The organism is Saccharothrix sp. S26 (genome assembly GCF_021390395.1).
Lineage (GTDB): Bacteria > Actinomycetota > Actinomycetes > Mycobacteriales > Pseudonocardiaceae > Actinosynnema.
The window spans coordinates 174,384-199,435 of the sequence record NZ_JAJUWT010000013.1; the positions used below are offsets into that span (position 1 = coordinate 174,384).

Sequence of the window (25,052 nt, forward strand, 5' to 3'; positions counted from 1 at the left end):
TCTTTGCGGCCTTAATATCTTCAGTGTGGATTAATAGACCTCTTGACCAGGGTCGCTACTATGCGAAATCGTGCGCGCCCTACAACACCCGGACGTGGAGGATCTACGGCTCGCGACCGTGCTCAGCGCGCTCGCCGACCCGGTCCGGCTGCGGATCGTGGCCGAGCTCGCACGATCGGGTGGAATCGTGTGCGGCCAGTTCGACGTGCCGGTCAGCATGTCGACGCTGTCGCACCACCTCAAGGTGCTCCGGGAGGCCGGGGTGCTGCGCGTGACGCCGCACGGCAGCTACCGCAAGCACGAGCTGCGGCGCGAGGAGATGGAACGCCGGTTCCCCGGCGTGCTGGACTCCATCACCAGGGTGATCGAAGCACCCTGACCGCGGCGGCGCTCACCAGCCCGGCAGGAACAGGCAGAACGGGTGACCGGCCGGGTCGAGGTACACGCGCACGCCCTCCTGCGGCTGGAAGTCGGCCAGGGTGGCGCCCAGCGAGACCGCGTGCGCGCCGGCGGTCTCCAGGTCGTCCACCAGGATGTCCAGGTGCGCCATCATCCGCTGCTCGCCGTCGGTCGCGGGCCAGGTGGGGCGCCGGTAGTCCGGTTCGGTCTGGAACGACAGCCCGGCGCTGCCGTCCGGTGGGCGCAGGGTGGCCCAGCCCGGTTCGTCGTCGCGCAGCGGCCAGCCGAGCAGGTCGCGGTAGAAGCGGGCGAGGGCCTGGGCGTCGGGTGCGTCGAGCACGGTCGCGGTCAGCTTCAGCACGGTCCTGATTTTCACCCGGCCGGGGGATCTTCGCAGCGCGGCGGACACGGGCGGGGGCGGCCGGATCGCTCCGACCGCCCCCGTTGGTGTCCCGTGCGCGCGGGTCAGCCGCCCGGGTTGGGGTGCGGCAGCTCGCCGTACTTGGGCGCGTGCTGGGAGATCTCGAACAGCGCCTCGCCGAGCCGGTAGTCGTTCTGCTCGAAGCAGCCCTTGCCCAGGGTGTGGGCGTAGGCGGAGCAGGTGCCGTCGAGCTGCCTGGTCAACTGGGCGGCGGCGGCGAGGTAGCCGAGCGAGTTGTCGGTGCGAGGCATGTACCGGTCGCCGATGGAGGAGCCCGCGGAGGCGATGAGCAGCAGCAGGGCGGCCAGGACGCCGAGGCCGGTCGACGGCGAGGCGAACGCGGCGCGGACGCGGGCGACGCCGTCGAAGCGGCGCACGCCGTAGTGGGCGGCGAACCCGGTGAGCAGGAGCAGGCAGTAGAGCAGTTCGGCGGTGCTGCGCGGCCACAGCTGCACGGCGTCGGCGGCGTACATCTGGGCGCCGAAGTAGAAGCGCAGCAGCCAGGCGCCGGCGAAGGTCGTGGTCAGGAGGATGACGGCGGTGCGGCTGCGTGCCACCGCGATGGCGGCGGCGAGGCCGACGAGGGCGAGGATGGTGAACAGGCCGACGCCGCCGAGTTCGCCGGGCGGCGGCCAGGGGCCGGTGTTGCCGGGCAGGTCGCCGCGCCACATGGCGATGTAGGCGGGTTCGGTCCAGGTGTCCCAGTAGAAGTAGCGGTCCTTGACCGAGCCGGAGGCGGTGAGCAGGCCGAACAGGTGGCGGGAGGACACGGCGACGAAGACGGCGGCGGTGATGGCGACGAGGGCGAGGCCCTTGAGGCGGCCGGTGCGCCAGGGGAACAGCACGAGGGCGGAGATCAGCACGCCGGGCGCGGACCAGACGAACCAGCCGGAGTAGATGAGGAACACCAGGCCGAGGGCGATGCCGAAGCCGATGCCGCCGAGGACGATGGCGCGCCAGGGTGTGTCGGCGGCGCGGCGCAGGCGGCGCAGCAGGGCGAGCAGGACGGCGACCATCACGACGAGCATGAGGTTGGTGTAGGGCTTGTAGGGGTCGATCAGGACCATGCCGGGGACGACGCCGAGGCCCAGGGCCCACAGGGGTGAGAGCAGCAGTCGCCAGGAGAGGTAGGCGACGGGGCCGAACAGGGCGGTGCCGATGATCTGCAGCGCTTTGAGGGAGTGTTCGGGGTCGGTGTCGGTGAGCTGGGAGAACCAGGCGATGGCGTGGACCCAGCCGGGTGGGTAGTCGGCCTGCATGGTGCCGGTGTCGAGGAGGGTGTGCGCCCAGCGGACGAGGGCGCCGGAGTCGCCGCCGTTGGCGTTGAGGCCCCAGGAGGTGCCGCGCAGGGCGACCAGGACGGCGCCGGCGACGAGTCCGCTGAACAGGCCGGCGGCCGCGGCGGCGGCGATGCGGCGGGTCAGGGGCGCGTGGGCGGTCCAGCGGGTGCGGGCGGCGAGCACGGCGAGCAGGAGCAGGACCGCGGCGATGAGGGCGAAGCGGAGTTGGAGCGCGGCCAGGCCACTGATCTGGCCGATCCGGTCGAGCGGGTTGACCTCGATGCCGCGGGCGAGGAGCACCATCAGCGCCGCGGCGGCCACGGACACGACGGCTTCGGCGGCGACGAGCCATCCTCGGCGGGGTGGTGCGGTGGTGGGCGGCGGCGGGGTGTGCTCGGGGCTGGTCCGCGGCGGTTGTTCTGGCGCGGTCGACAGCACCGTCGATCACTTCCTCACGGGTTTGGTGGTTCCGAATGCGTGGCGGGCGAGGAGCTTGGCGCTGGCGGCCTGCCGTGAGGTGACGGCGCCGGGCAGCAGGAGCAGGGCGTGCAGGCGGGAGGACAGGTGGCGGCGGGCGGCCTTGGCGGCGCGGTGCCAGCCGATGCGGTCCATGCGCTCGGCGACTTCGAGGAAGAAGTCGCGTTCTTCGGTGAAGCGCCTGCCGAGGGAGGCCAGGGAGGAGGACACGCTGGCGTCGTGGCGGCGGTACTGGAAGCAGACGTCGGGGACGACGACGAGTTGTCCGCCGCGTTCGAGCAGGTCGAGCATGAGGGCGAGGTCGAGCACGACGCTGAGGCCTTGGCGGAAGCCGAGGTCTTTGAGGGCTTCGCGGCGCCAGCACAGGGAGGGGAAGTAGGTCCAGTTGCCGCGCAGGAGGCTGATGGCGAGGTCTTCGCCGCCCATGACCTTGGGGGTGGTGGTGTCGGGGGCGTAGAGGCCGCGTTTGACGCGGTCGGTCAGCGGTCGGACGACCTGGCCGGTGCTGTCGATGACCTCGACGCCTGCTTGGACGACGTCGGCGTCGGGGTGGCGCTGGGTGGTGCGGCGGATGGTGCTGACGTAGTTGGGCAGCATCGCGTCGTCGGAGCCCATGACCACGAGGAAGTCGCGTTCGGCGAGGTCGAGGCACTTCTGGAAGTTGGCGTTGATGCCGAGGTTGCGCTCGTTGCGCTGGTAGTGGATGCGGTCGTCGCGCAGCGAGTCGAACCACTCGGGCAGGCCGTTGTCGGTGACGCTGTCGTCGATGACGGTGAGGTGCCAGTTGCCGTCGTCCTGGGCGATGACGCTGCGCACGGCGGTCTTCAGGTACGAGATGTCCCCGTAGTGGGGGAGCATGATGTCGATGCCGCTCATGGTCACCTCGTACGACCGACGATCAGGTTGCGGTGTGGAACACCCATCCCCTTGCCACGACCCTTCCCCTTGCGCCCTGTCCCTCGTGGTTCCACCCGAGCGCCGGGGATACCGGCTTTCAGGAGGTGGCGACGAGGCAGCCTACTGTGTTGGCGGTGAGCGCAGACATCATGCCCCCGAGTCGGTTGAGCCCTGCTGTCGTCGTGGGGTTGGGCACGTTGGTTCTCGGTGCGTCGGGTTACGCGTTCGTGGCGATCGCGGGTCATTCGTTGTCGGCGGCGGAGGGTGCGGCGGTCGCGGCGTTCTACCTGTTGGTGAACATCGTGGGTCCGGGCATCTTCTCGGCGTTGGAGCAGCAGGCCAGTCATGCCACGTCGCGGGCGTTGGCGCGGGGTGAACGTGCTGGTGGGGCGGTGCGGCGGGTGGGTCGTGAGGGTGTGGTGCTGACGGTGGTGGTGTTGGGTGTGCTGGCGTTGGTGTCGCCGGTGTTGGTGGATCGGTCGTTGAAAGGTTCGTGGTCGTTGTTCGTGGCGGTGGTGGTGGCGGTGGTGACTTCGGCGGCCATTTACCTGGCGCGTGGTGTGTTGGGGGGAATGCGGCGGTTCACCGGTTATGCGGCGACTTTGGCGGGTGAGGGTTTCGCGCGGTTGGCGGGTGCGATCGCGGTGGTGGTGGCGGGTGTGGCGGGTGCGGGTCTGTTCGGGATGACGTTCGCGTTGGGGACGGTCGTGGGTGTGGTGGCGGGGTTGGTGTGGTTGCGGTCGCGGCCGGTGTCGGCGGTGGGTGGGTCGGTGGGGCCCGAGGCGGGGTCGGAGCGGGTGGAGAGCCTGGCGTTGCTGGTGATGGCGGGGTTGTTGGTGCAGGCGGTGGCGAACGTGGCGCCGATCGTGGTGACGGCGCGGTTGCCGCAGGACGCGGCGTTGGCGTTGGCGTTCTCGTCGGCGTTCATCCTGGTGCGGGTGCCGTTGTTCGTGTTCTCGCCGGTGCAGGCGTTGTTGTTGCCGGGGTTGACGGAGGCGGCGACGCGGGGTGACCTGGGTGCGGTGCGGGCGGTGTTGCGGCGGATCACGGTGTGGGTGTTGGTGGTGGGGGTGTTGGGTGCGGTGGGGTCGGCGGCGCTGGGTCCGTGGGCGGTGCGGGTGTTCTTCGGTGCGGAGGCGGGGTTGTCGTGGGTGTTGATGGGTGCGTTGGGGGTGGGGACGTTGTTGTTGATGGTGGCGCAGGTGTTGCAGCCGGCGTTGATCGCGTTGGGGGCGCGGTCGGCGATCACCGGTTCGTGGGTGGCGGGCACGGTCGTGCTGTTGGGGGTGTTGGTGTTGCCGGGGTCGCCGGTGGTGGTGGCGACGGTGGCGCAGTTGGCGGGTCCGTTGCTGGTGGCGGCGGGGATGGCGGTGGCGTTGGCGCGTCGGTTGGCGCGGGTGGGTGCGGCCGGGGCGGTGTGAGTGCGAGGTTCACCTGATCGGGAAGGTTTCGCCTGGTCGGGCGACGGGGGCGTGGGCGCGTTCGGCGGCTTCGGCGGTGCTGAGGGTGTGGCCGACGTGGGTGAGCAGGAGGCGTCGGGCGTCGCGGGCGGCCGCGGCGGCGTCTTCGGGGGCGCAGTGGTGCGGTCCGGCGCCGTCGGCTTCGCAGAGGAACAGGTCGGCGCCGGTGGCGAGGTCGTCGAGGGCTGGGCACGGTGCGGTGTCGCCGGAGTAGGCGAAGGTGGTGTCGTCGTGGGTGGCGCGCAGGCCGAAGGCGGGCAGCCCGTGGTGGACGGCGCGGGTGGTGAGGGTGATGTCGCCGATCTCGGTGTGGTGGCCGTCGTGCAGTTCGTGGACGTCGAAGGCGGCGGAGGCGGGGTTGGGCGCGGCGCCGGCGAGGAAGGTCTCGAGCCGGTCGGCGAGTCCGGGTGGGCCGTAGAGGGGGATGGGGGCGTGGGGTTGTTGGTCGGCGAACAGCAGCGCGTAGTAGTAGGGCAGCAGGTCGGCGGCGTGGTCGGCGTGGGTGTGGGAGATCCAGACCGCGTCGAGGAGGTCGGGTCGGTGGTGGCGTTGCAGCTCGGCGAGCGTGCCGGGGCCGGCGTCGACCCACACGGCGGTGTGCTCGGTGCGCAGGAGGTAGCCGGAGCAGGGGTTGCCGGGGCGCGGGTAGGGCGTTGCGGTGCCCAGGACGGTGAGGCGGAAGGTCACGGGGCAGTGTGGCGCAGGACGTGCACGCCCGCCGCTGTTTTCAGGTAGGCCCAGGTGGTGGCGCCGGTGGTGGCGAGGCCGACGTGGGAGGCGGAGGTGCGGGCGAGGTCGTCGGGCAGCGGCACGGGGGTCCAGTCGTGGCCGGTCCAGCGGTGGAAGGCGGGTCGGGTCTCGAAGGTGCGGCGGGTGGCGCGCACGCCCCAGGTCCAGCCGGCGGCGACGCCGTGGACGCTGAGCCGGCCGGTGTCCTCGGGGGCGGGGAGGGGGTGCCACTGCTCGCCGTCCCAGCGGTGCACGCGCAGGCCTTCGGTGTCGCGGACGTGGCCGAGCCACACGTCGTCGGGTGCGGTGGCGGCGAGGCGGGCGACGTGGCCGCGGTCCAGGCGGGGGCCGGTGATCTCGGTCCAGGTGTGGCCGTCCCAGCGGACGAGGACTGGGTAGGTGTAGGTGGCGGGTCCGGCGCCGGCGAGCCCGCCGCCGCCCGCCCACAGGTCGTGGGGTCCGGTGGTGGTGACGGTTTGGAGTCCTTCGCGGGCGGAGGACAGGGCGGGGCGCAGTCGCCATGCGGCGCCGTCGTAGTGCAGGGTGTCGCGGCCGGTGCCGACGACGTGCACGTCGTCGGGTGCGAGCGCGGCGACCGCTTTGGCCCAGGTGATGCGCGGGGTGGGCACGACGTGCCAGGTGGTGCCGTCGTAGTGCAGGACGAGTGGGCGGCCGGCGCTGTTGCCGACGGCCCAGACGTCGTCGGGCGCGGCGGCGGACACGCCGGCGAGGCTGGCGGGTGCCGGTAGGGCGGGCAGCGGTTCGACCCGCCATTCCCGTCCGGTCCAGCGAAGGACCAGCGGTGTGGTCGGGCGGCTGGTGAACACGCCGGTGGTGCCCGCGAGCCAGGCGTGGTGCTCGCCCGCGGTCGCCAGGTCGGCCAGTGCGGTGCTGGGCGGCAGCACGGGCACCGGCACGGGTCGGAACAAGCCAACTCCCCCTCGATGGGTCGTCCCCCGACTCATCGCGTGATCCACCTCATCGGCCGGGGTGGCGGCGCGCCAGCCGCCGAACGGCGGTTTGTGGTTGGCGCGACCGCAGGCCCCCTACCGCGGTCGGGCGCGTTGTTCGAGGTAGCGGCGTTCCGGCAGGCTGAGCGTGGCGCGGGCGGCGCGGGCGTAGTGCTCGCGGGCCGCCTCGTGGTCGCCGGCCAGGTCCAGCAGGTGGGCGCGCACGGCGTGGACCCGGTGGTGACCGGCCAGTGCCGGGTCCGCGGCCGCGTCGTCGAGCCGGGCGAGGCCGGCCGTCGGTCCGTGGACCATGGCGGCGGCGACGATGCGGTTGAGGGCGACCATGGGGCCGGGGGCGATGGCGTGCAGCAGGTCGTACAGGGCCAGGATCTGCTTCCAGTCGGTGGCGGCGGTGTCGCGGGCTTCGGCGTGCAGGGCGGCGATCGCGGCTTGCAGTTGGTAGGGGCCGATGGTGGTGGTGGCGAGGGCGTCGCGCACCAGCCGGGTGCCTTCGGCGATGAGTTCGGTGTCCCAGCGGGAGCGGTCCTGCCCGGTCAGGGGCACGAGCGAGCCGTCGGGGCGGGTGCGGGCGGGTCGGCGGGCGTCGGTGAGCAGCATGAGCGCGAGCAGCCCGGCCGTCTCGCCGTCGTCGGGCAGCAGGGCGCGCAGTTCGCGGGTGAGGCGGACGGCCTCGGCGCAGAGGTCGACGCGGTGCAGGTGGTCGCCGGAGCTGGCGGTGTGGCCCTCGGTGAAGATCAGGTAGAGGACGTGGCGCACCGCGTCGAGCCGTTCGGTGCGTTCGTCGTCGGTGGGTGGGGCGAAGCGGGCGCCGGTGGCTTTGACGCGTTGCTTGGCGCGGCTGATGCGTTGGGCGACGGTGGCTTCGGGCACCAGGAACGCGCGGGCGATCTCGGCGGTGGTGAGCCCGCCGACCGCGCGCAGGGTCAGCGCGACCTGGGACGGCGGGGTCAGTGCCGGGTGGCAGCACAGCACCAGCAGGGTCAGGGTGTCGTCCACGCCGGGCGCGGGGTCGGGGTCGGGTGGGGTGAGCGCGAAGGCGGTGTCCTCGCGGCGGCGGCGTGCGGTGTCGGCGCGCCACAGCTCGATCCGGCGGCGTGAGGCGACCGTGATGAGCCAGGCGGTGGGGTTGTCCGGGATGCCGTCGACGGGCCAGCGGGTCGCCGCGGCCAGCAGCGCCTCCTGCACGGCGTCCTCGCAGGCGTCGAACCCGCCGTGGTGGCGCACCAGCGCGGCCAGGGCTCGGGGCGCGAGTTGCCGCAGCAGCGGGCCGATCGGCGTCACCGCAGGAAGTCCTCCAGCGACGGCCGGGCGGGCCGCACCTCGACCAGGCCCAGTCGCGCCTCGGGGACGCGGGCGGCGATCTCCACCGCGCGGTGCGGCGTGGCGACGTCGACCAGGTAGAACCCGGCCAGCAGCTCCTTGGCCTCGGCGAACGGCCCGTCGGTGGTCAGCGTCCGCCCGTCGCGCACGGTGACGCGGGTCGTGCGGGCCGGGTCGGCCAGCGCTTCGGACACCACCAGCTCGCCGGAGGCGGCCAGTTCCTCGTCCAGCGCGGCGTAGGCGTCCAGACCGGCGGCCTTGTCCTCGTCGGCCAATCGGTCCCAGATCGCGCGGGACTCGGGGTTGCTGTAGATCAGGACGAGGTACTTCACGCGAACCCTCCGGAGAAAAACCGCCCGGGCATGTCGAGAACGGGTGCCCAGCTTCTACGTACCCCGTGACGGGCGCCCGACGGGGGTGCCCCACCGGGAAGGAACACCACCATGAGCGAGTCCGACGACATCCGCGAGCTGCTGGAGCGGCGGGCCGCCGCGCTGCGTGCCGGCGACGCGGAGCGCCTGGTCGCCGACTACCTGCCCGACGTGGTCGCCTTCACGCTCGCCCCGCCGCTCGCGCACACCGCACCGGAGGTGCTCGACCCGGAGGCGAAGCGGGCCTGGTTGGCCTCGTTCGACTCGGCGGTGGACTTCGAGGTCCGGGACCTGCGGATCTCGGTCGACGGCGACCTGGCGTTCTGCCACAGCCTCAACCGCATGTCCGCCGTGCCGCGCGGGCGCCAGGAGCCGTTCACGCTGTGGTACCGCTCCACGGTGTGCCTGCGGCGGGTCGACGGGGTGTGGCGGGTGGCGCACGAGCACGACTCGACGCCGTTCCACATGGACGGCAGCTTCAGCGCGGCCCTGGACCTCACGCCGTAAGGGCCCGGGTCAACGCGTCCAGCGCGGCGCGGTAGGCGTGCTCGGCCGGGGTCGCGTACCCGACGACCACGCCCTGCCGCGTCGCGGCACGCGGGTCGTGCCAGTGCTCGCGCAGCCCGGAGACCGCCAGGCCGAGTGCGGCGGCCCGCGCCAGCACGGCGGTCTCGTCGTGGTGCTCCACCAGCACGTGCAGCCCGGCCGAGACGCCGCGCACGGGCAGGCCCAGGGCGTCCAGCCGGCGCACCAGCAGGTCGCGCCGCCGGCGGTCGCGCCGCCGGCGGTAGCGCAGCCGGCGGCCGCGCACGTGCCGGTCGTAGGCGTGCGTGGCGATCAGGTCGGCCAACGCCAACTGGCCGATCGCCTCGGTGTGGTGGTCGGCGTACAGCTTGGCGTCCACCACGGGGTCCACCCAGCGCGGCGGCAGCACCAGCCACCCCAACCGCACCCCCGGTCCCAGGGTCTTCGACGCGCTGCCCGCGTACACGACGTGGTCGGAGGCGGTGCCCTGCACCGCGCCCAGCGGGTGCCGGTCGTAGCGGAACTCGCCGTCGTAGTCGTCTTCCACCAGCATCGCGCCCGAGTCGCGCGCCCACGCCGTCAACGCCCGCCGCCGCGCGGGGTGCAGCGGCGTCCCGGTCGGGTACTGGTGCGCCGGCGTCACGACCGCCGCCGCCACGCCGTCCGGGACGGTCGCGCCCCGCTCATCCACCGGCAACGGCGTCACCGCGCGGCCGGCGCGGGCCACCACGTCGCGGTGGAACGGCAGCCCGGGGTCCTCCATCGCCACCGGCCCGTCCACGACCGACGCCAGCAGCGCCAACGCCTGCACGTACCCGGAGGTCACCACGATCCGTTCCGGCGTCGCCTGCACCCCGCGCGTGCGTCCCAGGTACTCGGCCAACGCCGTGCGCAGCTCGACGCGGCCGCGCGGGTCGCCGTAGCCGTGCGCGCCGGCGGGCGCCGCGAGCAGTGCGCGTCGGGTGGCCCGCAGCCAGGCCGTGGTCGGGAACGCCGACACGTCGGGGCTGCCGGGCGTGAGGTCGTGCCGCGGTCCGGGCGCGTCGGGGGCGGTGGCGACGGCGGGCGTGGTCGGCCGGGACAGCGGCGCGACCCGCGTGCCCGCGCCCCGCCGGGCCGTCAGGTAGCCCTCGGCCACGAGCTGGTCGTAGGCGGCGGCCACGGTGTTGCGGGCCAGCCCCAGCTCGACGGCGAGCCTGCGGGTGGCCGGCAGCCGCGCGCCGGGAGCCAGTCGGCCCGCCCGGATCGCCTCCCGCACCGCGCGTTCCACCGCGCCGCGGCGGGTCAGCGCGGGATCGAGGTCGAGGTGCAGGTCGACGCCCGCACCGGTCCGCTGGTCCGACACGGGACCGGACCCTAACCAGGATCCGCGCCTCGGCGCGGCCGAATGCACGTCCGGGCACTCGAATTCCGGTGCGAAGGAATTCGCCCAGCGGGCGGGGAATGCGGCGTCACGGACAAACCGTGCGGGGACTCCAAAACCGGTCTTCGGCCGGCCCTCGCCGAGGCAGGAGGGGGTGTCGCGTACTGTCGTCGATCTTCCCCGAATCCGCGCGAACCTGTTTTCCCGAGCCGCAGGCCGACTTCCCGGCCGCCGTGCGCGCCGCCAACCCCGACCTGGTCATCAACGCCCGGATCGACGAGTTCCTCAACGGCGGCAAGTCGTTCGACGACGCCGTGCGGCGCGCGCGGGCGTACTTCGAGGCGGGTGCGGACTGCGTCTACCCGATGCGGCTGCCCGGCGACCGGGTCGCCGAGTCCGTCGAGGCCGTCGGCCGCCGCCCGGTGAACATCGCGCACGGCCCGGGCGCGCCCACCCCGAACGACCTGGCCCCGTGAAGATGGCCACGGACATGCTCGACGGCGGCAGCCCCTACCGCGGCTGAACTACCCACCGGTAACACCCATTAGGGTGAGTCCCATGCACGAGTGGGACGCCGACACGCGGGTGGACGCGACGGGGGACGGGCGGTTCGCCGCCGACCTCACCGACCGGTGGCACAGCGCCGGCGGCCGGCCCAACGGCGGCTACCTCGTCGCGTTCTGCCTGCGGGCGCTCGGCGAGGTGCTGCCCCACCCCGACCCGCTCGTGGTCAGCGCCCACTACCTGCGCCCCGGCGTCGTCGGACCGGCCCGCGTCGACACCGAGGTGGTGCGCCTGGGCCGACGGCTGTCCACCGGCGAGGCACGCCTGACCTGCGGCGACCGCGAAGTGCTCCGCGTCGTCGCCTCCTACGCCGACCTCGGCGACCCCACCGGTCGCGCCCTCGATCTCGGCGAGGCGCCCGACCTGCCGCCGCCCGACGAGTGCGTCGACGTCTACGGCGGGCGGCGCCTGCCCGAGGTCACCGTCGCCGACCGTGTCGACCTGCGCGCCCCCAAGCCCCACGGCTGGGTCGAGGGCCGGCCCAGCGGCGTGCCGAACGCCGAGTTCTGGATCCGCTTCGCCGACGGCCGCCCCGCCGACACCGCGAGCCTGGCCACCCTGGTCGACACCGCCGCGCCCGCCGTCATGGAGCTCGGCGTCACCGACTCGGCCACCGTCGAGCTCACCGTGCACGTCCGTGCCCGCCCGACCGCCCCGGGGTGGCTCGCCGCCCGCGTCGCCACCCGCCACCTCGCCGGCGGCTACTACGAGGAAGACCTCGAACTGTGGGACGTGACCGGCCGGCTGGTCGCCCAGTCACGCCAACTCGCCGTGTCGGCCGGCCGATAATCGGCAGCCCCACCGGCCCGGCCTCGATATCCTTGACCCAAATGAACCAGATGTCGCACGCTGACCTGCGCCAACGCCTGTCCGAACTGATGTCGCGGGACCAGCGGAGGCTGGCACGCAGGCTCGACGGCGCGCGCAAGGTCCGCGACGACACCGCCCGCGCCGCCGTCCTCGCCGAGATCGAAGCCGAGGTCGAGGCCGCCGAGCTGCGCGTCGCCCTGCGCCGCGAGGCCGTGCCGAAGATCACCTACCCGGCCGAGCTGCCCGTCAGCGCCCGCAAGGACGACATCGCCGCGCTCATCCGCGACCACCAGGTCGTGATCGTCGCCGGCGAGACCGGCTCGGGCAAGACCACCCAGTTGCCCAAGATCTGCCTCGAGCTCGGCCGCGGCGTGCTCGGCCAGATCGGGCACACCCAGCCGCGCCGCCTCGCCGCCCGCACCGTCGCCGAGCGCGTCGCCCAGGAGCTGGACACCCCGCTGGGCAGCGCCATCGGCTACAAGGTCCGGTTCACCGACCAGTCCGGCGAGGACACCCTGGTCAAGCTCATGACCGACGGCATCCTGCTGGCCGAGATCCAGACCGACCGGATGCTGTCGCGCTACGACACGATCATCATCGACGAGGCCCACGAGCGCAGCCTCAACGTCGACTTCCTGCTCGGCTACCTCAAGCAGCTGCTGCCCCGGCGGCCGGACCTCAAGGTCGTCATCACCTCCGCGACCATCGACCCGCAGCGGTTCTCCCGGCACTTCGGCGACGCCCCGATCATCGAGGTCTCCGGCCGCACCTACCCCGTCGAGGTGCGCTACCGCCCGATCGTCGACCCCGAGGACCCCGACGCCGACCCCGACCGCGACCAGACGCAGGCCATCTGCGACGCCGTGCGCGAACTGCAGGCCGAAGGGCCCGGCGACGTGCTGGTGTTCCTGTCCGGCGAACGCGAGATCCGCGACACCGCCGACGCCCTGGCCGCGCTGGAGCTGCGCGACACCGAGATCCTGCCGCTGTACGCGCGGCTGTCGTTCGGCGAGCAGCACCGCGTGTTCCAGCCCCACCGCGGGCGACGCGTCGTGCTCGCCACCAACGTCGCCGAGACCTCGCTGACCGTGCCCGGCATCAAGTACGTCGTGGACCCCGGCACCGCCCGCATCTCCCGCTACAGCCACCGCCTCAAGGTGCAGCGGCTGCCCATCGAACCGATCTCGCAGGCCTCGGCCAACCAGCGCAAGGGCCGCTGCGGCCGCGTGTCCGAGGGCATCTGCGTCCGCCTGTACAGCGAGGACGACTTCGAGGCCCGCCCGGAGTTCACCGACCCGGAGATCCTGCGCACCAACCTCGCCTCGGTCATCCTGCAGATGACCTCCATCGGCCTGGGCGACATCGCCGCGTTCCCGTTCATCGACCCGCCCGAGGCCCGCAACATCACCGACGGCGTGCAACTGCTCCAGGAGCTGGGCGCGATCCTGCCCGCCGAGCAGAAGCTCACCCCGCTGGGCCGCAAGCTCGCCCAGTTGCCCGTCGACCCCCGCCTGGCCCGCATGGTCATCGAGGCCGACCGCAACGGCTGCGTCCGCGAGGTCATGGTCATCGCCTCCGCCCTGTCCATCCAGGACCCCCGCGAACGGCCCTCCGACAAGCAGCAGGCCGCCGACGAGTTCCACGCCCGGTTCAAAGACCCGGACTCGGACTTCACCGCGTTCCTCAACCTGTGGCAGTACCTGCGCGAGAAGCAGAAGGAGCTGTCCAGCAACCAGTTCCGCAGGCTGTGCCGCACCGAGTTCCTCAACTACCTGCGCGTGCGCGAGTGGCAGGACATCTACCAACAGTTGCGGCAGGTCGCGAAGACCCTCGGCGTGCACGTCAACGACCAGCCCGCCGACCCCCGCAACGTGCACGTGTCGCTGTTGTCCGGGCTGCTGTCCCACATCGGCGTCAAGGACGTGCCCAAACGCGACCCGGGCAAGCGCGCCGCCACGGAGTACCTGGGCGCGCGCAACGCGAAGTTCGCGATCTTCCCCGGCTCCTCCCTGTTCCGCAAACCACCGCAGTGGGTGATGGCCGCCGAACTGGTCGAGACCTCACGGCTGTGGGGCCGCACCGTGGCCAGGATCGAGCCCGAGTGGGCCGAGAAGCTCGCCGAGCACCTGGTCAAGCGCACCTACAGCGAACCGCACTGGGAAGCCAAGCGCGGCTCCGTCGTCGCCCTGGAGAAGGTCACGCTCTACGGCGTGCCCATCGTCGCCTCCCGCAAGGTCAACTACGGGCGCATCGACCCCGAGCTGTCCCGCGAGCTGTTCATCCGCCACGCGCTCGTGCAGGGGGAGTGGACCACCCACCACAAGTTCTTCCACCACAACCGCGCACTGCTCGCCGAGGTCGAGGAGCTGGAGAACCGGGCCCGCCGCCGCGACATCGTCGTCGACGACGACACCCTCTACGACTTCTACGACCAGCGCGTGCCCGCCGACGTCGTCTCCGCCCGGCACTTCGACACCTGGTGGAAGAAGACCCGCCACACCCAGCCCGACCTGCTCACCTTCGACAAGGCGATGCTGGTCAACGACCGGGCCGCGATCACCCCCGACGCCTACCCCGACCAGCTGCGCCGCGGCGGCCTCACGCTGCCGCTGAGCTACCGGTTCGAACCCGGCGCGGCGGTCGACGGCGTCACCGTCAAGCTGCCCCTGCCCGCGCTGACCACCCTGCCCGACGACTCGCTGTCCTGGCAGATCCCCGGCCTGCGCACCGAACTGGTCGTCGCGCTCATCCGGTCGCTGCCCAAACCCGTGCGCCGCAACTTCGTGCCCGTGCCCGACGTCGCCGCCGCCGCCCTGACCGGCATCGACGCCGACGAGCCCTTGCTGCCGGCCCTGGAACGCGAGCTGCGCCGGCTCACCGGCGTCGTCGTGCCGCGCGAGCAGTGGCAGCTCGACCAGGTGCCCGAGCACCTCAAGCTCACGTTCAAGATCGTCGACGAGCACGATCGCGAACTCGCCCAGGGCAAGGACCTCGCCGCCCTCAAGGCCCAGCTGCGCGGCCAACTGCGCGAGACCCTGGCCGCCGCCGCGAGCAACCTCGCCCGCACCGGCCTGACCACCTGGGACATCGGGGACCTGCCGCGCACCGTGCAGCGGCAGCGGTCCGGCATCGTCGTCACCGCCTACCCGGCCCTGGTCGACAAGGGCGACACCGTCGCCGTCGAGATCCTCGACACCCCCGGCCGCCAGCGGCAGGCCATGTGGCGCGGCACCCGCCGGCTGCTGCTGCTCACCACCCCGTCCCCGGTCAAGACCCTGCAACGCGGCCTGAACAACGCCGAGAAGCTCGCGTTGACCCGCAACCCGCACGGCGGCGTCGCCCCGCTGCTGGCCGACTGCATCGGCGCCGCCGTCGACAAGCTCCTGCGCGACGCGGGCGGCCCGGTGTGGACCGAGGCGGCGTTCGCCAAGCTCGCCGACCACGTCCGCCGCGGCCTGGGTGAGACCACGTTCGACGTCGTGCACAAGGTCCGCCGCGTGCTCGAAGCCGCCCAGGACGTCGAACTGCGCATCAACGGCGTGCGCGGCCCGGTGTTCGAGGAGTCCCTGGCCGACATCAGGGCCCAGTTCACCGGGCTCGTGCACAAGGGCTTCGTCACCGAAGCCGGCGCCGACCGGCTCGTCGACGTGCACCGCTACCTGCAGGGCATCGCGCGGCGGCTGGAGAAGCTGCCCGAGAACGTGCGCCGCGACCAGGAGTGGATGGACCGCGTGCACGCCGTGCACGCCGAGTACCGCGAACTGCGCGCCGCGCTGCCCGCCGACGAACCGCACGAGGAGCTCGACGAGGTGCGGTGGATGATCGAGGAGCTGCGGCTGAGCTACTTCGCCCAGACCATCGGCACCCGCTACACCGTCTCCGACAAGCGCATCTACAAAGCCCTCGACGCCGTCCCCCGCTGAGCACACCCACCGACCGCACCCGGCGGCGCTACTGCTCGCACTGCTCCAGCAGCGTCCGCAACGCGTCGGCGACCACGACCTTCGTGTCGTCGTCCAACGGCTCCAGCAGCCGCGCGTACTGCCGCATGTGCTCGGCCAGCATCCCGTCCACCAGCCGCGCGCCCCGCTCGGTCAGCTTGATCCGCACCACCCGCCGGTCCGCCGCGTCGGGCTCCCGTTCGACCAGGCCCTTGGCCTCCATCCGGTCGATCCGGTTGGTGATCGCGCCCGCCGTGACCAGCGACGCGGACAGGAACGCGCCCGCCGTCATGCCGTGCGCCGACCCCGCCCGCCGCAACGTGGTCAACACGTCGAACTCGCCCGGCTCCAGGTCGAACCGACCCACGAACTCCCGCAGCTCCCGCTCCAGCAGCCGCGCCAACCGCGTCACCCGCGCCAGCACCGCCATCGGCGCGGTGTCGACGTCCGGGCGCTGCACCGACCACTGCGCCAGCACCAGGTCGACCGCGTCCGCCATCACCCCTCCCGACGCTTCGCCGACGCACCGGCACCGGGCAGACGTGTGCCCGAGATCGCGGGCCCCCCTGTGATCCGCACACCCCAACCGTATTCGTGATCGACAACGCGTGCGGGCGTCCCGGCGAAAACCGGCGCGACGGCCCACCGACCCCCGCGCGCCCGGTCCAGTCACGGCCCCCGGTCGCCGGAACCGGCGTTGCGCCGACCGCCGCGCACCGATCACCCCAACGCCGCAACCCGTCCCGGGCAACCCCGGCTCTGAAGCGGACTCGGGCCGTCACGCGCCCCGCAACTGCACCACGACCACCGTGATGTTGTCGTGCCCGCCCGCCGCCAACGCCACCTCCACCAGCCCCCGCGCCACCTCGATCGGCGGCACCCCGCGCGGCAGCACCTCCAGCAGGTCCTCCGGCTCGGGCACGTAGTTCCACAACCCGTCGCTGCACAGCACCAGCAGCCCCGGCGTCTCCACCTTGAACGTCACCGTCTGCGGCGCGTCCACCCCGGAGTCCGCGCCCAACCACCGCGACAGCACGTGCGCCCGCCGGTCGGTCAGCGCCTCCTCCTCGGTCAGCACCCCCTCCGCCACCAACTGTGCCGCCCACGTGTCGTCCGTGGTCAACCGCGCCGCGCCCGCCTCGGCCACCAGGTACGCCCGGCTGTCGCCGACCCACCCCACGGTCGCCGAACCGTCGGTCACCACCACCGACACGAACGTGCAGGACGGCGCGACCTCCGCCGCCTCCGGCCGCGCCAACCGGCCGACCGCCTCGTTCGCCGCCACCACCGCGTCCCCGGTCAACGCCTCCGCGTCCATCCCGGACCGCAACCCCGTCAGCAGCACGTCCACCGCCGTGTCCACCGCCTGCTGCGACGCCTGCTCGGCCCGCTCCGACGACGCCACCCCGTCGCACACCACCGCCGCGACACCGCGCCCGCGCACCCGGCCGAACGCCATCGAGTCCTCGTTGCGCTGCCGCCGCTTGCCCCGGTCGCTCACCCCGGCCACCCCGGGCAGCACGAACTCCACCCGGTCCCGCGCCGACGGCCGCGCCCGCCCGCACTGCTCGCACGACCCGTCCGCGTCGAACTCCTCGCCGCCGCACACGCAGCTCGGCGGCCACTGCGCCCCCGGACCACCCACCGGCGTCCGCTGCACCCGCAGGTTGCGCCCGCACGCCTCGCAGAAGCGGTCCTGCGCCGACACCGGCGACGCGCACTCCGGACACGATTCCATCGTCACACCAACGTCCTGGGCCGGACCGCGTTCGCGCGGTCGACGAGGGCGATGCGCTCCTCGGGGCTGTCGGCCAGCCGCGCCAACTGCCGGTAGCAGCGCTCCAACCCCAACCTCAGCCCCGTCTCGCTCACCTCGCAGTCCAGCAGCGTCCCCGCCACGACCCCGCCGCGCGGCAACGACTCCAACGCCACGCCCAACAACTCCACCGTCAACCCGACCCGCCTCGCCACGTCCAACTCCAACCCCGACAGCCTCGCACCGGCCGCCATCACCTCCGACAACGCCTCCGACCCACCGCGGCCCGCGCACTCCCTCGCCGCACCCAACTGGGCCCGCACCGCCGCCACCTGCGCCGCCACGTGGTGGATCGACGTGTCCGGCACCGAGTGCAGCACACCCACCGCGGCCTCCCGCTCACCCCGGGCCACCAGCACCCTGGCCAGCCCGAACGCCGCCGACACGTACGCGTGGTCGGTCCGCCACACCACCTCGTACCCGGCCGCGGCCGCCTCGCCGTCACCCGACGCCTCCGCGCACACCGCCACCGCCAACTTCGGCGCCGCCTCACCCGGCAACGCGTCGCGCACCCGCTCGAACACCGACCGCGCCCGCTCGTGCCGGCCGTCCGCCAACGCCGCCACACCCCGGTACCAGCCCGGCCGCCAGTCGTCCGGAGCCGTGGTCCGCAAGTCGTCGGGGTCGAACGGCGACGCCAACGCGTCCAGCTCGCCCACCGCCTCCCGCACCCGGCCCGCCTCGATCAACGCCCGCACCACCTGCAACCGCACCTCGACCGTCCGCACCGGGGCCACCCGCAACGCCGCCACCACCTGATCGGGGTCACCCGTGGTCGCCGCCGTCGCCAGGAACCCCGCCGCCTCGTCGGAGGTGTCCACCTGCGGCACCGGCAACCCCGTGGCCGCCGCCCGCACGTCCAGCCCGCCCTCCGTGCCGAAAGCCCGCCGCTCCGGCGTGAACTGCCGCGACACACCCGGCCTCGGCACCCCGTCCTGCTGCGCCAGCACCTCACGCAGCACACCGGTCAACTGCTCGGCCATCTCCTCCGCCGAGCCGAACCGCTGCTCCGGGTCGGGGTGCGTGGCCCGCAGCAGGAACCGGTGCAACGAGTCGTGCCGGCGCAACAACGGCTGCTCCGCGGGATCGGGCAACGACCCCAGGTACCGGCCCCGGAAGTCGAACTGGAAGCTCATCACCGCCAACGCCCGACCCACCGTGTACAGGTCGGAGGCCACCGACGGGCCCCGCGTGCCGATCTCCGGCGCCTGGTAGCCGACCGTGCCGTAGATGGGGGAGTGCCGGTCGTCGACGCGCCGCACCGCGCCCAGGTCGATCAGCTTCAACTGCTCCTCGGTCTGGATCACGTTGTCCGGTTTGAAGTCGCAGTACAGCAGGCCGAGGCCGTGCAGGTAGCCCAGCGCGGGCAGCACCTCCAGCGCGTAGGCGATCGCCTGCGCCACCGGCAACGACTCCGTCCCCGTGCCCTCGGCCCGCAACTGCTTGATCATGTCCTTGACCGACGTGCCGCCCACGTACTCCATCACGATGTAGTCCACGAGCTCGCCGCTGGCCCGGTCGACGTGCTGCACGAAATTGTGGATCTTGACAATAGTAGGGTGCTCCACCTCGGCCAGGAACCGGCGCTCCGCCATCGCCGCCGCCATGGCGTCCGCGTCACCGGAGTCCAACAGGCCCTTCAACACCACCCACCGGTCGCTGACCGCGTGGTCGGCGGCCAGGTAGATCCAGCCCAACCCGCCGTGCGCCAGGCAGCCGAGCACCTCGTACTGGCCGTGCAGCACCTCGCCGGGCACGAGCTTCGGCGTGAACGAGTAGTGGTGCCCGCAGTGCGCGCAGAACCCCTCCACCCGACCCGGCTCGCCGTCCCGGCCGCGCCCGACCTCCTTGCCGCAACTGGAGCAGAACCGCTTCGCCTCCGGCACCTCCGGGTCGGTCAGCACGGCCGCCTTCGGATCCCGGTAGGGCACCGGTGGCACCTCCACCAACCCGGCCCCCAACCGCCCGCGCCCGGACGGCCGACTGGCCGCCGACGCCCGCCGCGACCGCGCCACCGACACCCCGACCGACCACGGAGCCGTCCCGGGCCCGCTGTCGGGCCCGGTCACCGGACCGCTCAACGCGCCCGTCGCCGCGCCGACATCCGGACCGGCATACGCGCTGGTAGCAGGCCCACTGTCCACCCGCACCCCGACCTCACGCCCACCGACGACACCCTGCCCGACGCCACCGACCGCCCCAACCCCGCCACCCGCCGCACCGCCACCCGCTGAGCCGACAGCCGAACCGGCACCAACACCCGTTCCCGCACCGCCCACCGCACCAGTACCGCCCACCGCCCCGGCACCACCGCCCGCACCGGGCGACCGTCGGCCCGTCCCGCCGGCTCCACCGCTGCTCTCACCGCCGCCTTCACCGGCGGCCGCGGGCGGGGTCGTGGCCAGGACCGGGGCGTCCAGGCCGCACTCGTCGCACAAGCCCCGGTCGTCGACCGCGCCACCGCAGCCGGCACGTGGACACGTCCTCATCGGCCCTCCGTCCTAGCCGCCACCGCCGCCGCACCCGATTCCGCCACATCGGGAAAACGTCCCGGCCACCCGTCGAGTGCCCCGGCCACCTCCGCCGCCACGTCCGAGGCCCGCATGTCAGTCCCGGTACACGGCGGCGGGCGGGGTCGGAGGATCGCCCAGCCACCGCTGGTGCAGCCGGGCCCACGTGCCGTCCGCCCGCAGCCGCTCCAGCAGCGCGTTGACGAACCGCACGAAGTCCTCGTCGGCCTTCGGGAACGCCATCCCGTACGGCTCGTCGGTGAACTGCGGCCCCACCACCTTCGTGTACGGGTCCTGCGCGGCGAACCCGGCCAGGATCGTGTCGTCGGTCGAGATCGCGTCCACCTGGCCCTGTTGCAGCATCACCAGGCAGTCCGTCCAGTTCGGCACCGACACCGGCACGGGCTTGGGCGAGGCGGCCGCCACGTTGGCCAGCGAGCTGGAGCCCTTCGTCGCGCACACCCGCTTGCCGCCCAGCGACTCGATGCCGGTGACCTCGGAGTTCGCCGGCACCAGCACCCGCTGCCCGGCCTGCAGGTACACCGTGGAGAAGTTCACCTTCTGCCAGCGCTCGCAGGTCGCCGTCATGGTCCGCACCACGATGTCGACCTCGCCCCGCTCCAGCGCCGGTATCCGCTGCTCGGAGGTCAGCACGGTGAACTGGATCGCGTCCGGGTCGCCCAGCACCGCGCGGGCGACCTCCCGCGCCAGGTCGACGTCGAAGCCCTCCAACTCGCCGGAGATCGGGTTGCGGAACCCCATCAGGTACGTGTTCTGGTCCACGCCCGCGATCAGCCGCCCCTGGGCCTGGATCCGGGCCATGGTGGACCCGGCCGGCATCTGGCCCGGCGGCGGCAGCGGCCCGGTCGGGCGCAGGCTCGCCCTCGGGTCGCACGACGACGGCGGCACGTCCGCCGTGCTGGGCGGCGCGGTCAGCTCCACCGCGTCGGCCGGCCGCGGCGGGCCCGGCGAACCACCGCCGATCGGCGGCGCGCCGCTGGGCACCGGGGCGCACGCCGCCGTCACCACCAGGACCAGGACCGCGAGCAGCCGTCTCATCGGTACTCCTTCAGCCGCTGCCACAGCCCGAACGTCGACGTCGACGCCGCCAGCAACGCCAGCACGACCACCGCGGGCACCACCCCGCGCAACCCGGCCCGCGCCCGCCCGATCGCGTCGGTCAGCTCCGCGCGCGCCGCGCCGATGGCCTCCACCAGGTCCGAGTCCAACGCGTCGAACGCCGCGGCCGAGCCGCGCGGGTCCTGGCCCAGCGCCAACGCCACCGCCGCGGTGTAGTCGCCGACCTCGTCGGCCTGGCGGACCCGGCGGTGCGCGTCCTGCCACCGGGCGTGGTGCTCCACCGCCGCCACCACCGGCGGCGTCGGGTTCATCGCCCGCGCCCGGCCCAGCAGGTCGTCCAGCACCTCGTCGGCCTCGGCGTACTCGGCCTCGTAGGTCGCGCCGCTCCCGCGTGCCACCAGCGTCAACGTCTCGTCGCCGCGCGCGGTCAGCGTCGCGATCCGGGCCCGCGCCAGCAGGTCGACCAGGGTGGCCTCGTTCTTGCTCTCCGAGGCGTTGTAGACCGCCACCAGGCTCCCGGCCAGCACCCACAGCAGTGAGATCGCGGTCAACGCGGTCGCCACCACCAGCCCGGGGTTGAGCACCCGGTTCGTCCGGCGGGTCAGGTACCGCTGCGCGAACACCAGCACCGCCAGGGTCGCCGCACCCAGCAGGGACTCCAGCCACGGCAGCGACCCGGCGTCCTCCAGGTCGCGCACCACGTTCCCGGTCTCCACCCCGTACAGCTCGCGCGCGGCCGGCAGCAGGTGCGTGCGCATCAACGTCGACGCCTCGCGCAGGTACGCCGCGCCCACCGGGTTGCCCTGCCGGTTGTGCACGCGGGCCGTCTCGATCAGCCCCGTGTACACCGGCAGCTGCCCCGACAGCGTCGACAGCGCCTCGGTCAGCTCGGGGGAGCGGGTGATCTCGGTGGTCGCCGCCGACAGCGCCGCGGCGGCCTTCGCCACGTCCGCCTCGTACCGGCTCCGCAGCGCCGCCGACTCCACCCCGCCGGACAGGAACGCGCTCGACGCGGTCGCGTCCGCGTCCGCCATCGCCCGGTAGACCTCCTGCGCGGCGAACGCCAGCGGTTCGCTGCGGTCGGCCAACGCCTCCAACGCGCCCGAGCGGCGCTGCACCGACGCCGCGGTCACCGCGCCGACCAGCAGGCCCACCACGATCAGCAGCAGGGCCAGCAGGCTCAACCTGCCCGGCGTGCTGCGCGCGAGACCCGTCACCCGGCGCAGGGCGCCGCGGTTGCGCTGAGCCTCGACCAGCACGACCGCCCCCTTCCCGAGGTGATCGGCGCCACTCGCCGCTCAGACAGCGTAGATCCAGAATCCACCATTCGGGACGTGAACGGACGCGCCCGGCCGGTGCACGGCTACGGGTTCGCACTCATCGGGTGACACGGTCACCCCTGGCGGAGTCGCGCGCGCACCTCCATCAGGGCCTCGCCGAGCAGGTTGAGCCCCAGCCAGGTCGCCGGGTCGGCCGCCCGCTCGTCGTCTGCGGCCAGCCCGATGCCCCACACCCGGTCCAGCGGGCTCGCCTCCACCAGCACCCGGTCACCGGTGCCGAGCAGGAAAGCGCGGAGGTCGTCGTGCGCGCCGAACTTCGCCAGGTTCCCCCGCACCACGATCTCCAGCCGGTGCGCCACCCACGCGTCCTCGGTGAAGCCGCGCACCCGCCGGCCCAGCGCCTTCGCCTCGCCGGGCGTGCGCGCCGCGAGCACCCGCTCGGCGGTCTCGGCGTCGTCGAACAGCCGCGCCTTGCCCCACATCATGAAGTGCTCGGCGGTCGGGTAGGTCAGGCCGTCCACGGTGAACGGCGCCTCCCACCACTGGCTCAGGCAGTGCTTGCCGGCGGGCGCGCCGGGCCGCGCCCGGTGGCCCCAGAAGAACAGGTACTCGGTCACGCCGCAGACCGTGTCACACCCGCGGCCCGCGGCACGACACCGTTTCGCCCGCCCGAGCCGCCTAGCGCGGCGGGAGGGGGAGCGGCAGCGCGGGCAGCCCGTCCATGCTGACCGCGTTGAAGTCCTTCTTCTCGCAGTACGCGGAGAACTCCTCGTCGGACTTGCGGCCGAAGTACTCCTGGTGCAGCGTCCGCTCGGCCCGGTAGTCCATGAACGGCACGGCGAAGCCGCAGGTGTCGCTGATGAGCTTCGCGGTAACCACCACGACCGCCCGCAACGCCGGGCCGTCCGCGTCGCCGAACCCGGCCACCAGCTCGGCGAACCTGGGGTCGTCCCGGAACACCGGCTCACCCGTGCCGTGCACGCGCACGATGTTCGGCGGCCCGTCGAACGCGCACCACATCAGCGTGATGCGGCCGTTCTCGCGCAGGTGGGCGATCGTCTCGGCGTGACTGCCGCCGAAGTCCAGGTACGCCACCCGCCGCTCGTCGAGCACCCGCCACGTGCCGCGGCGGCCCTTGGGCGACAGGTTCACGTGCCCGTCGGCGGCCAGCGGCGCGGTGGCGGTGAAGAACAGCGGCTGCTCCTCGATGAACTCGCGCAGGCGTCCGTCGATCCGGTCATAGGTCTTCCCCATGCCGGCCAGTATCGCCGACGATCAGGTACCGGCGGACATCACCGCTCTTCAGACCGGGCAACGGCCACTCCCTCGACACGTCCGGTAGCCCGTCCGGCACGGAACGCGGTCGTGCGCGGACCCCGCACCGCGCCAACCTGCCCCGCTCAGGCCGCGCCGAACCAGCGGGGCAGGTGGTCGAGCAGGTCGCGCTGATCCGCGCCGACCCACGCCACGTGCCCGTCCGGCCGCAGCAGCACCGCGGGCACGTCCAGCTCCTCGCTGACGTCCACGACGTGATCGACCCGATCCGCCCAGCCGCCGACCGACAACCGGCCGGTCTGGTCGAGCAGCAGGCCGCGACCCGCGCGCGTCAGCTCGTAGAGCCGCCCCCGCTCCAGCCGCACGTCCCGCATCCGCCTGCCCAGCAGCTCGTGCCCCTCACCGAAGTCGTAGCGCACGTCCAACGCGGTGATCTTCCCGATCAGGTGCCGGTGCACCACCTCGAAGTCCATCAACTCGGCCAGCAGCCGGCGCACCGCCCGCGGCCCCGGCTCGGCCGACATCAGCTCCATCTGCGCGCGGGTGGTGTCCAGCACGTCCGCGGCCACCGGTCGCCGTTCGGCCTCGTAGGTGTCCAGCAGCCCGTCCGGGGCCCAGCCGCTGACCTCGGCGGCCAGCTTCCAGCCCAGGTTGAACGCGTCCTGCACGCCCAGGTTGAGGCCCTGGCCGCCGGTCGGCGGGTGCACGTGCGCCGCGTCGCCCGCCAGCAGCACCCGCCCCGCGCGGTACCGCTCGGCCAGCCGCGTGGCGTCGCCGAAGCGGGACAGCCAGCGCGGCGAGCGCACGCCGAAGTCGGCGCCGGCGACCGCCCGCAGCCGCTGCCGGAACTCCTCGATGGTGGGCGCGACGGCCCGGTCCTCGGCCACCCCCTCGGCGGGCACCAGCACCCGGTACACCCCGTCGCCCAACGGCAGGAAGCCGAACCGCTGCTCGGTCTTGCGGACCTCGGCCGTGACGGCGGCCAGCGTCTCCGGCGGCGCGTCCACCTCCATCTCGCCCAGCAGCGTCTCGACGCCGGCCGGTTCGCCCGGGAAGCCGATGCCGAGCAGCTTGCGCACGGTGCTGCGGCCCCCGTCGCACCCGACCGCGTACCGGGAGCGCAGCGTCGTGCCGTCGGCCAGCGTGACGTCCACCCCGGTGTCGTCCTGCTCCAGCCCGACCACCTCGTGGCCGCGCCGGAGCTCGGCCCCGAGCTCGACGGCACGTTCAGCCAGCAGGCGGTCGGTGACGGGCTGCCGGATCGCCAGGACGTAGCCGTGCGCGCCGTCCAGCCGTGCGGGTGTCGGTTTGTCGATACCGGCGAAGAATCCGCCGACCGGGCGCTGCTTGCCGTGTTCCAGGAAACGCTCCAGCAAACCGCGCTGGTCCATCACCTCGATGCTGCGCGCGTGCAGGCCGAGCGAGCGGACGACTCGCGTCGGCTGCGCGTCCCGGTCCAGCACGAGCACGCGCACCTCGTGCAACCGCAGCTCCGCGGCCAGCATCAACCCCGTCGGCCCGGCGCCGACCACGATCACGTCGAACATGGATCCCCCCGTGCGA

22 protein-coding genes are annotated in these 25,052 nt (G+C 73.2%); 6 read left to right on the top strand and 16 right to left on the bottom strand.

Annotated features, from left to right (window positions below; genetic code table 11):
• The first annotated feature begins 70 nt into the window (after positions 1-70).
• A complete protein-coding gene (locus LZG04_RS22270; protein ID WP_233819754.1) occupies positions 71-379 on the top strand; it encodes a helix-turn-helix transcriptional regulator in 309 nt (102 codons plus the stop codon).
• Between the two features lie 12 nt (positions 380-391).
• Here the strand turns inward: LZG04_RS22270 and LZG04_RS22275 are convergent, their stop codons facing one another.
• The 3 genes from LZG04_RS22275 to LZG04_RS22285 form a co-directional block, all read right to left on the bottom strand.
• Positions 392-757, bottom strand: a complete 366-nt coding sequence (locus LZG04_RS22275) for a VOC family protein (RefSeq protein ID WP_233819923.1) — start codon at positions 755-757, stop codon at positions 392-394.
• Positions 758-864: 107 nt separating this feature from the next.
• Positions 865-2,538: a hypothetical protein gene (locus LZG04_RS22280; protein ID WP_233819755.1), complete on the bottom strand. Its 1,674-nt coding sequence runs from the start codon at positions 2,536-2,538 to the stop codon at positions 865-867.
• Positions 2,539-2,544: 6 nt separating this feature from the next.
• Complete coding sequence (locus LZG04_RS22285; RefSeq protein WP_233819756.1) at positions 2,545-3,453, bottom strand: glycosyltransferase family A protein; 909 nt, start codon at positions 3,451-3,453, stop codon at positions 2,545-2,547.
• 155 nt (positions 3,454-3,608) lie between these two features.
• On the opposite strand from LZG04_RS22285, the gene LZG04_RS41915 reads away from it, so the two are divergent.
• A complete protein-coding gene (locus LZG04_RS41915) occupies positions 3,609-4,895 on the top strand; it encodes a hypothetical protein (RefSeq protein ID WP_267937317.1) in 1,287 nt (428 codons plus the stop codon).
• A 9-nt stretch (positions 4,896-4,904) separates the two neighbouring features.
• Here the strand turns inward: LZG04_RS41915 and LZG04_RS22295 are convergent, their stop codons facing one another.
• The 4 genes from LZG04_RS22295 to LZG04_RS22310 all read right to left on the bottom strand — a co-directional run bounded on the left by LZG04_RS22295 (position 4,905) and on the right by LZG04_RS22310 (position 8,286).
• Positions 4,905-5,621 (bottom strand): MBL fold metallo-hydrolase, encoded by a 717-nt coding sequence (locus LZG04_RS22295; RefSeq protein ID WP_308199242.1) that lies wholly within the window; start codon positions 5,619-5,621, stop codon positions 4,905-4,907.
• Positions 5,618-6,592, bottom strand: a complete 975-nt coding sequence (locus LZG04_RS22300) for a hypothetical protein (RefSeq protein WP_233819757.1) — start codon at positions 6,590-6,592, stop codon at positions 5,618-5,620. The genes LZG04_RS22295 and LZG04_RS22300 overlap by 4 nt, the downstream gene beginning before the upstream one ends.
• Positions 6,593-6,709: 117 nt before the next feature.
• Positions 6,710-7,915, bottom strand: a complete 1,206-nt coding sequence (locus tag LZG04_RS22305) for an RNA polymerase sigma factor (protein WP_233819758.1) — start codon at positions 7,913-7,915, stop codon at positions 6,710-6,712.
• Entirely contained in the window at positions 7,912-8,286 is a 375-nt protein-coding gene (locus LZG04_RS22310) for a YciI family protein (protein WP_233819760.1), read from the bottom strand. The genes LZG04_RS22305 and LZG04_RS22310 overlap by 4 nt, the downstream gene beginning before the upstream one ends.
• A gap of 111 nt (positions 8,287-8,397) precedes the next feature.
• Between LZG04_RS22310 and LZG04_RS22315 the strand changes: the two genes are divergently transcribed.
• A complete protein-coding gene (locus LZG04_RS22315) occupies positions 8,398-8,832 on the top strand; it encodes a nuclear transport factor 2 family protein (protein WP_233819761.1) in 435 nt (144 codons plus the stop codon).
• On the opposite strand, the gene LZG04_RS22320 is transcribed toward LZG04_RS22315, so the two are convergent.
• Positions 8,822-10,195 carry a PLP-dependent aminotransferase family protein gene (locus tag LZG04_RS22320; protein ID WP_233819762.1) on the bottom strand — a complete coding sequence of 458 codons (1,374 nt, stop codon included), beginning with the start codon at positions 10,193-10,195 and terminating at the stop codon, positions 8,822-8,824. The genes LZG04_RS22315 and LZG04_RS22320 overlap by 11 nt on opposite strands.
• A gap of 251 nt (positions 10,196-10,446) precedes the next feature.
• Here LZG04_RS22320 and LZG04_RS42650 point away from each other — a divergent pair, with 251 nt between their 5' ends.
• The 3 genes from LZG04_RS42650 to hrpA all read left to right on the top strand — a co-directional run bounded on the left by LZG04_RS42650 (position 10,447) and on the right by hrpA (position 15,510).
• Positions 10,447-10,689, top strand: coding sequence for an isocitrate lyase/phosphoenolpyruvate mutase family protein (locus tag LZG04_RS42650; protein ID WP_233819763.1), 243 nt, complete (start codon positions 10,447-10,449; stop codon positions 10,687-10,689).
• 82 nt (positions 10,690-10,771) lie between these two features.
• A complete protein-coding gene (locus tag LZG04_RS22330; RefSeq protein ID WP_233819764.1) occupies positions 10,772-11,566 on the top strand; it encodes a thioesterase family protein in 795 nt (264 codons plus the stop codon).
• A 41-nt stretch (positions 11,567-11,607) separates the two neighbouring features.
• Positions 11,608-15,510 carry an ATP-dependent RNA helicase HrpA gene (hrpA, locus tag LZG04_RS22335; protein WP_233819765.1) on the top strand — a complete coding sequence of 1,301 codons (3,903 nt, stop codon included), beginning with the start codon at positions 11,608-11,610 and terminating at the stop codon, positions 15,508-15,510.
• A 28-nt stretch (positions 15,511-15,538) separates the two neighbouring features.
• On the opposite strand, the gene LZG04_RS22340 is transcribed toward hrpA, so the two are convergent.
• From LZG04_RS22340 to rox, 8 genes are all read right to left on the bottom strand, one after another.
• A complete protein-coding gene (locus tag LZG04_RS22340) occupies positions 15,539-16,027 on the bottom strand; it encodes a MarR family winged helix-turn-helix transcriptional regulator (protein ID WP_233819766.1) in 489 nt (162 codons plus the stop codon).
• Positions 16,028-16,306: 279 nt separating this feature from the next.
• Entirely contained in the window at positions 16,307-17,266 is a 960-nt protein-coding gene (locus LZG04_RS22345; protein WP_233819767.1) for a protein phosphatase 2C domain-containing protein, read from the bottom strand.
• Positions 17,267-17,268: 2 nt separating this feature from the next.
• Entirely contained in the window at positions 17,269-19,833 is a 2,565-nt protein-coding gene (locus LZG04_RS22350; protein ID WP_233819768.1) for a tetratricopeptide repeat protein, read from the bottom strand.
• Between the two features lie 117 nt (positions 19,834-19,950).
• A complete protein-coding gene (locus LZG04_RS22355) occupies positions 19,951-20,913 on the bottom strand; it encodes a glutamate ABC transporter substrate-binding protein (RefSeq protein ID WP_233819769.1) in 963 nt (320 codons plus the stop codon).
• The gene (locus tag LZG04_RS22360) at positions 20,910-22,193 is read right to left on the bottom strand and encodes a hypothetical protein (protein WP_233819771.1); all 1,284 of its coding nucleotides are present in this window, start codon (positions 22,191-22,193) and stop codon (positions 20,910-20,912) included. Before LZG04_RS22360 ends, LZG04_RS22355 begins: the two co-directional genes overlap by 4 nt.
• Before the next feature lie 134 nt (positions 22,194-22,327).
• Entirely contained in the window at positions 22,328-22,831 is a 504-nt protein-coding gene (locus LZG04_RS22365; RefSeq protein ID WP_233819772.1) for an NADAR family protein, read from the bottom strand.
• 61 nt (positions 22,832-22,892) lie between these two features.
• Complete coding sequence (locus tag LZG04_RS22370) at positions 22,893-23,468, bottom strand: pyridoxamine 5'-phosphate oxidase family protein (RefSeq protein ID WP_233819773.1); 576 nt, start codon at positions 23,466-23,468, stop codon at positions 22,893-22,895.
• Positions 23,469-23,614: 146 nt separating this feature from the next.
• Positions 23,615-25,036: a rifampin monooxygenase gene (gene rox / locus LZG04_RS22375; protein WP_233819774.1), complete on the bottom strand. Its 1,422-nt coding sequence runs from the start codon at positions 25,034-25,036 to the stop codon at positions 23,615-23,617.
• Between the last annotated feature and the right edge of the window lie 16 nt (positions 25,037-25,052).

Bases quoted from the DNA above. Each gene is read 5' to 3' on its own strand.
- LZG04_RS22285 (WP_233819756.1), bottom strand. From the start codon at position 3,453: ATGAGCGGCATCGACATCATGCTCCCCCACTACGGGGACATCTCGTAC.
- LZG04_RS22315 (WP_233819761.1), top strand. From the start codon at position 8,398: ATGAGCGAGTCCGACGACATCCGCGAGCTGCTGGAGCGGCGGGCCGCC.
- LZG04_RS22330 (WP_233819764.1), top strand. From the start codon at position 10,772: ATGCACGAGTGGGACGCCGACACGCGGGTGGACGCGACGGGGGACGGG.
- hrpA (WP_233819765.1), top strand. From the start codon at position 11,608: ATGAACCAGATGTCGCACGCTGACCTGCGCCAACGCCTGTCCGAACTG.
- LZG04_RS22340 (WP_233819766.1), bottom strand. From the start codon at position 16,027: ATGGCGGACGCGGTCGACCTGGTGCTGGCGCAGTGGTCGGTGCAGCGC.
- LZG04_RS22345 (WP_233819767.1), bottom strand. From the start codon at position 17,266: ATGGAATCGTGTCCGGAGTGCGCGTCGCCGGTGTCGGCGCAGGACCGC.
- LZG04_RS22350 (WP_233819768.1), bottom strand. From the start codon at position 19,833: ATGAGGACGTGTCCACGTGCCGGCTGCGGTGGCGCGGTCGACGACCGG.
- LZG04_RS22355 (WP_233819769.1), bottom strand. From the start codon at position 20,913: ATGAGACGGCTGCTCGCGGTCCTGGTCCTGGTGGTGACGGCGGCGTGC.
- LZG04_RS22370 (WP_233819773.1), bottom strand. From the start codon at position 23,468: ATGGGGAAGACCTATGACCGGATCGACGGACGCCTGCGCGAGTTCATC.
- rox (WP_233819774.1), bottom strand. From the start codon at position 25,036: ATGTTCGACGTGATCGTGGTCGGCGCCGGGCCGACGGGGTTGATGCTG.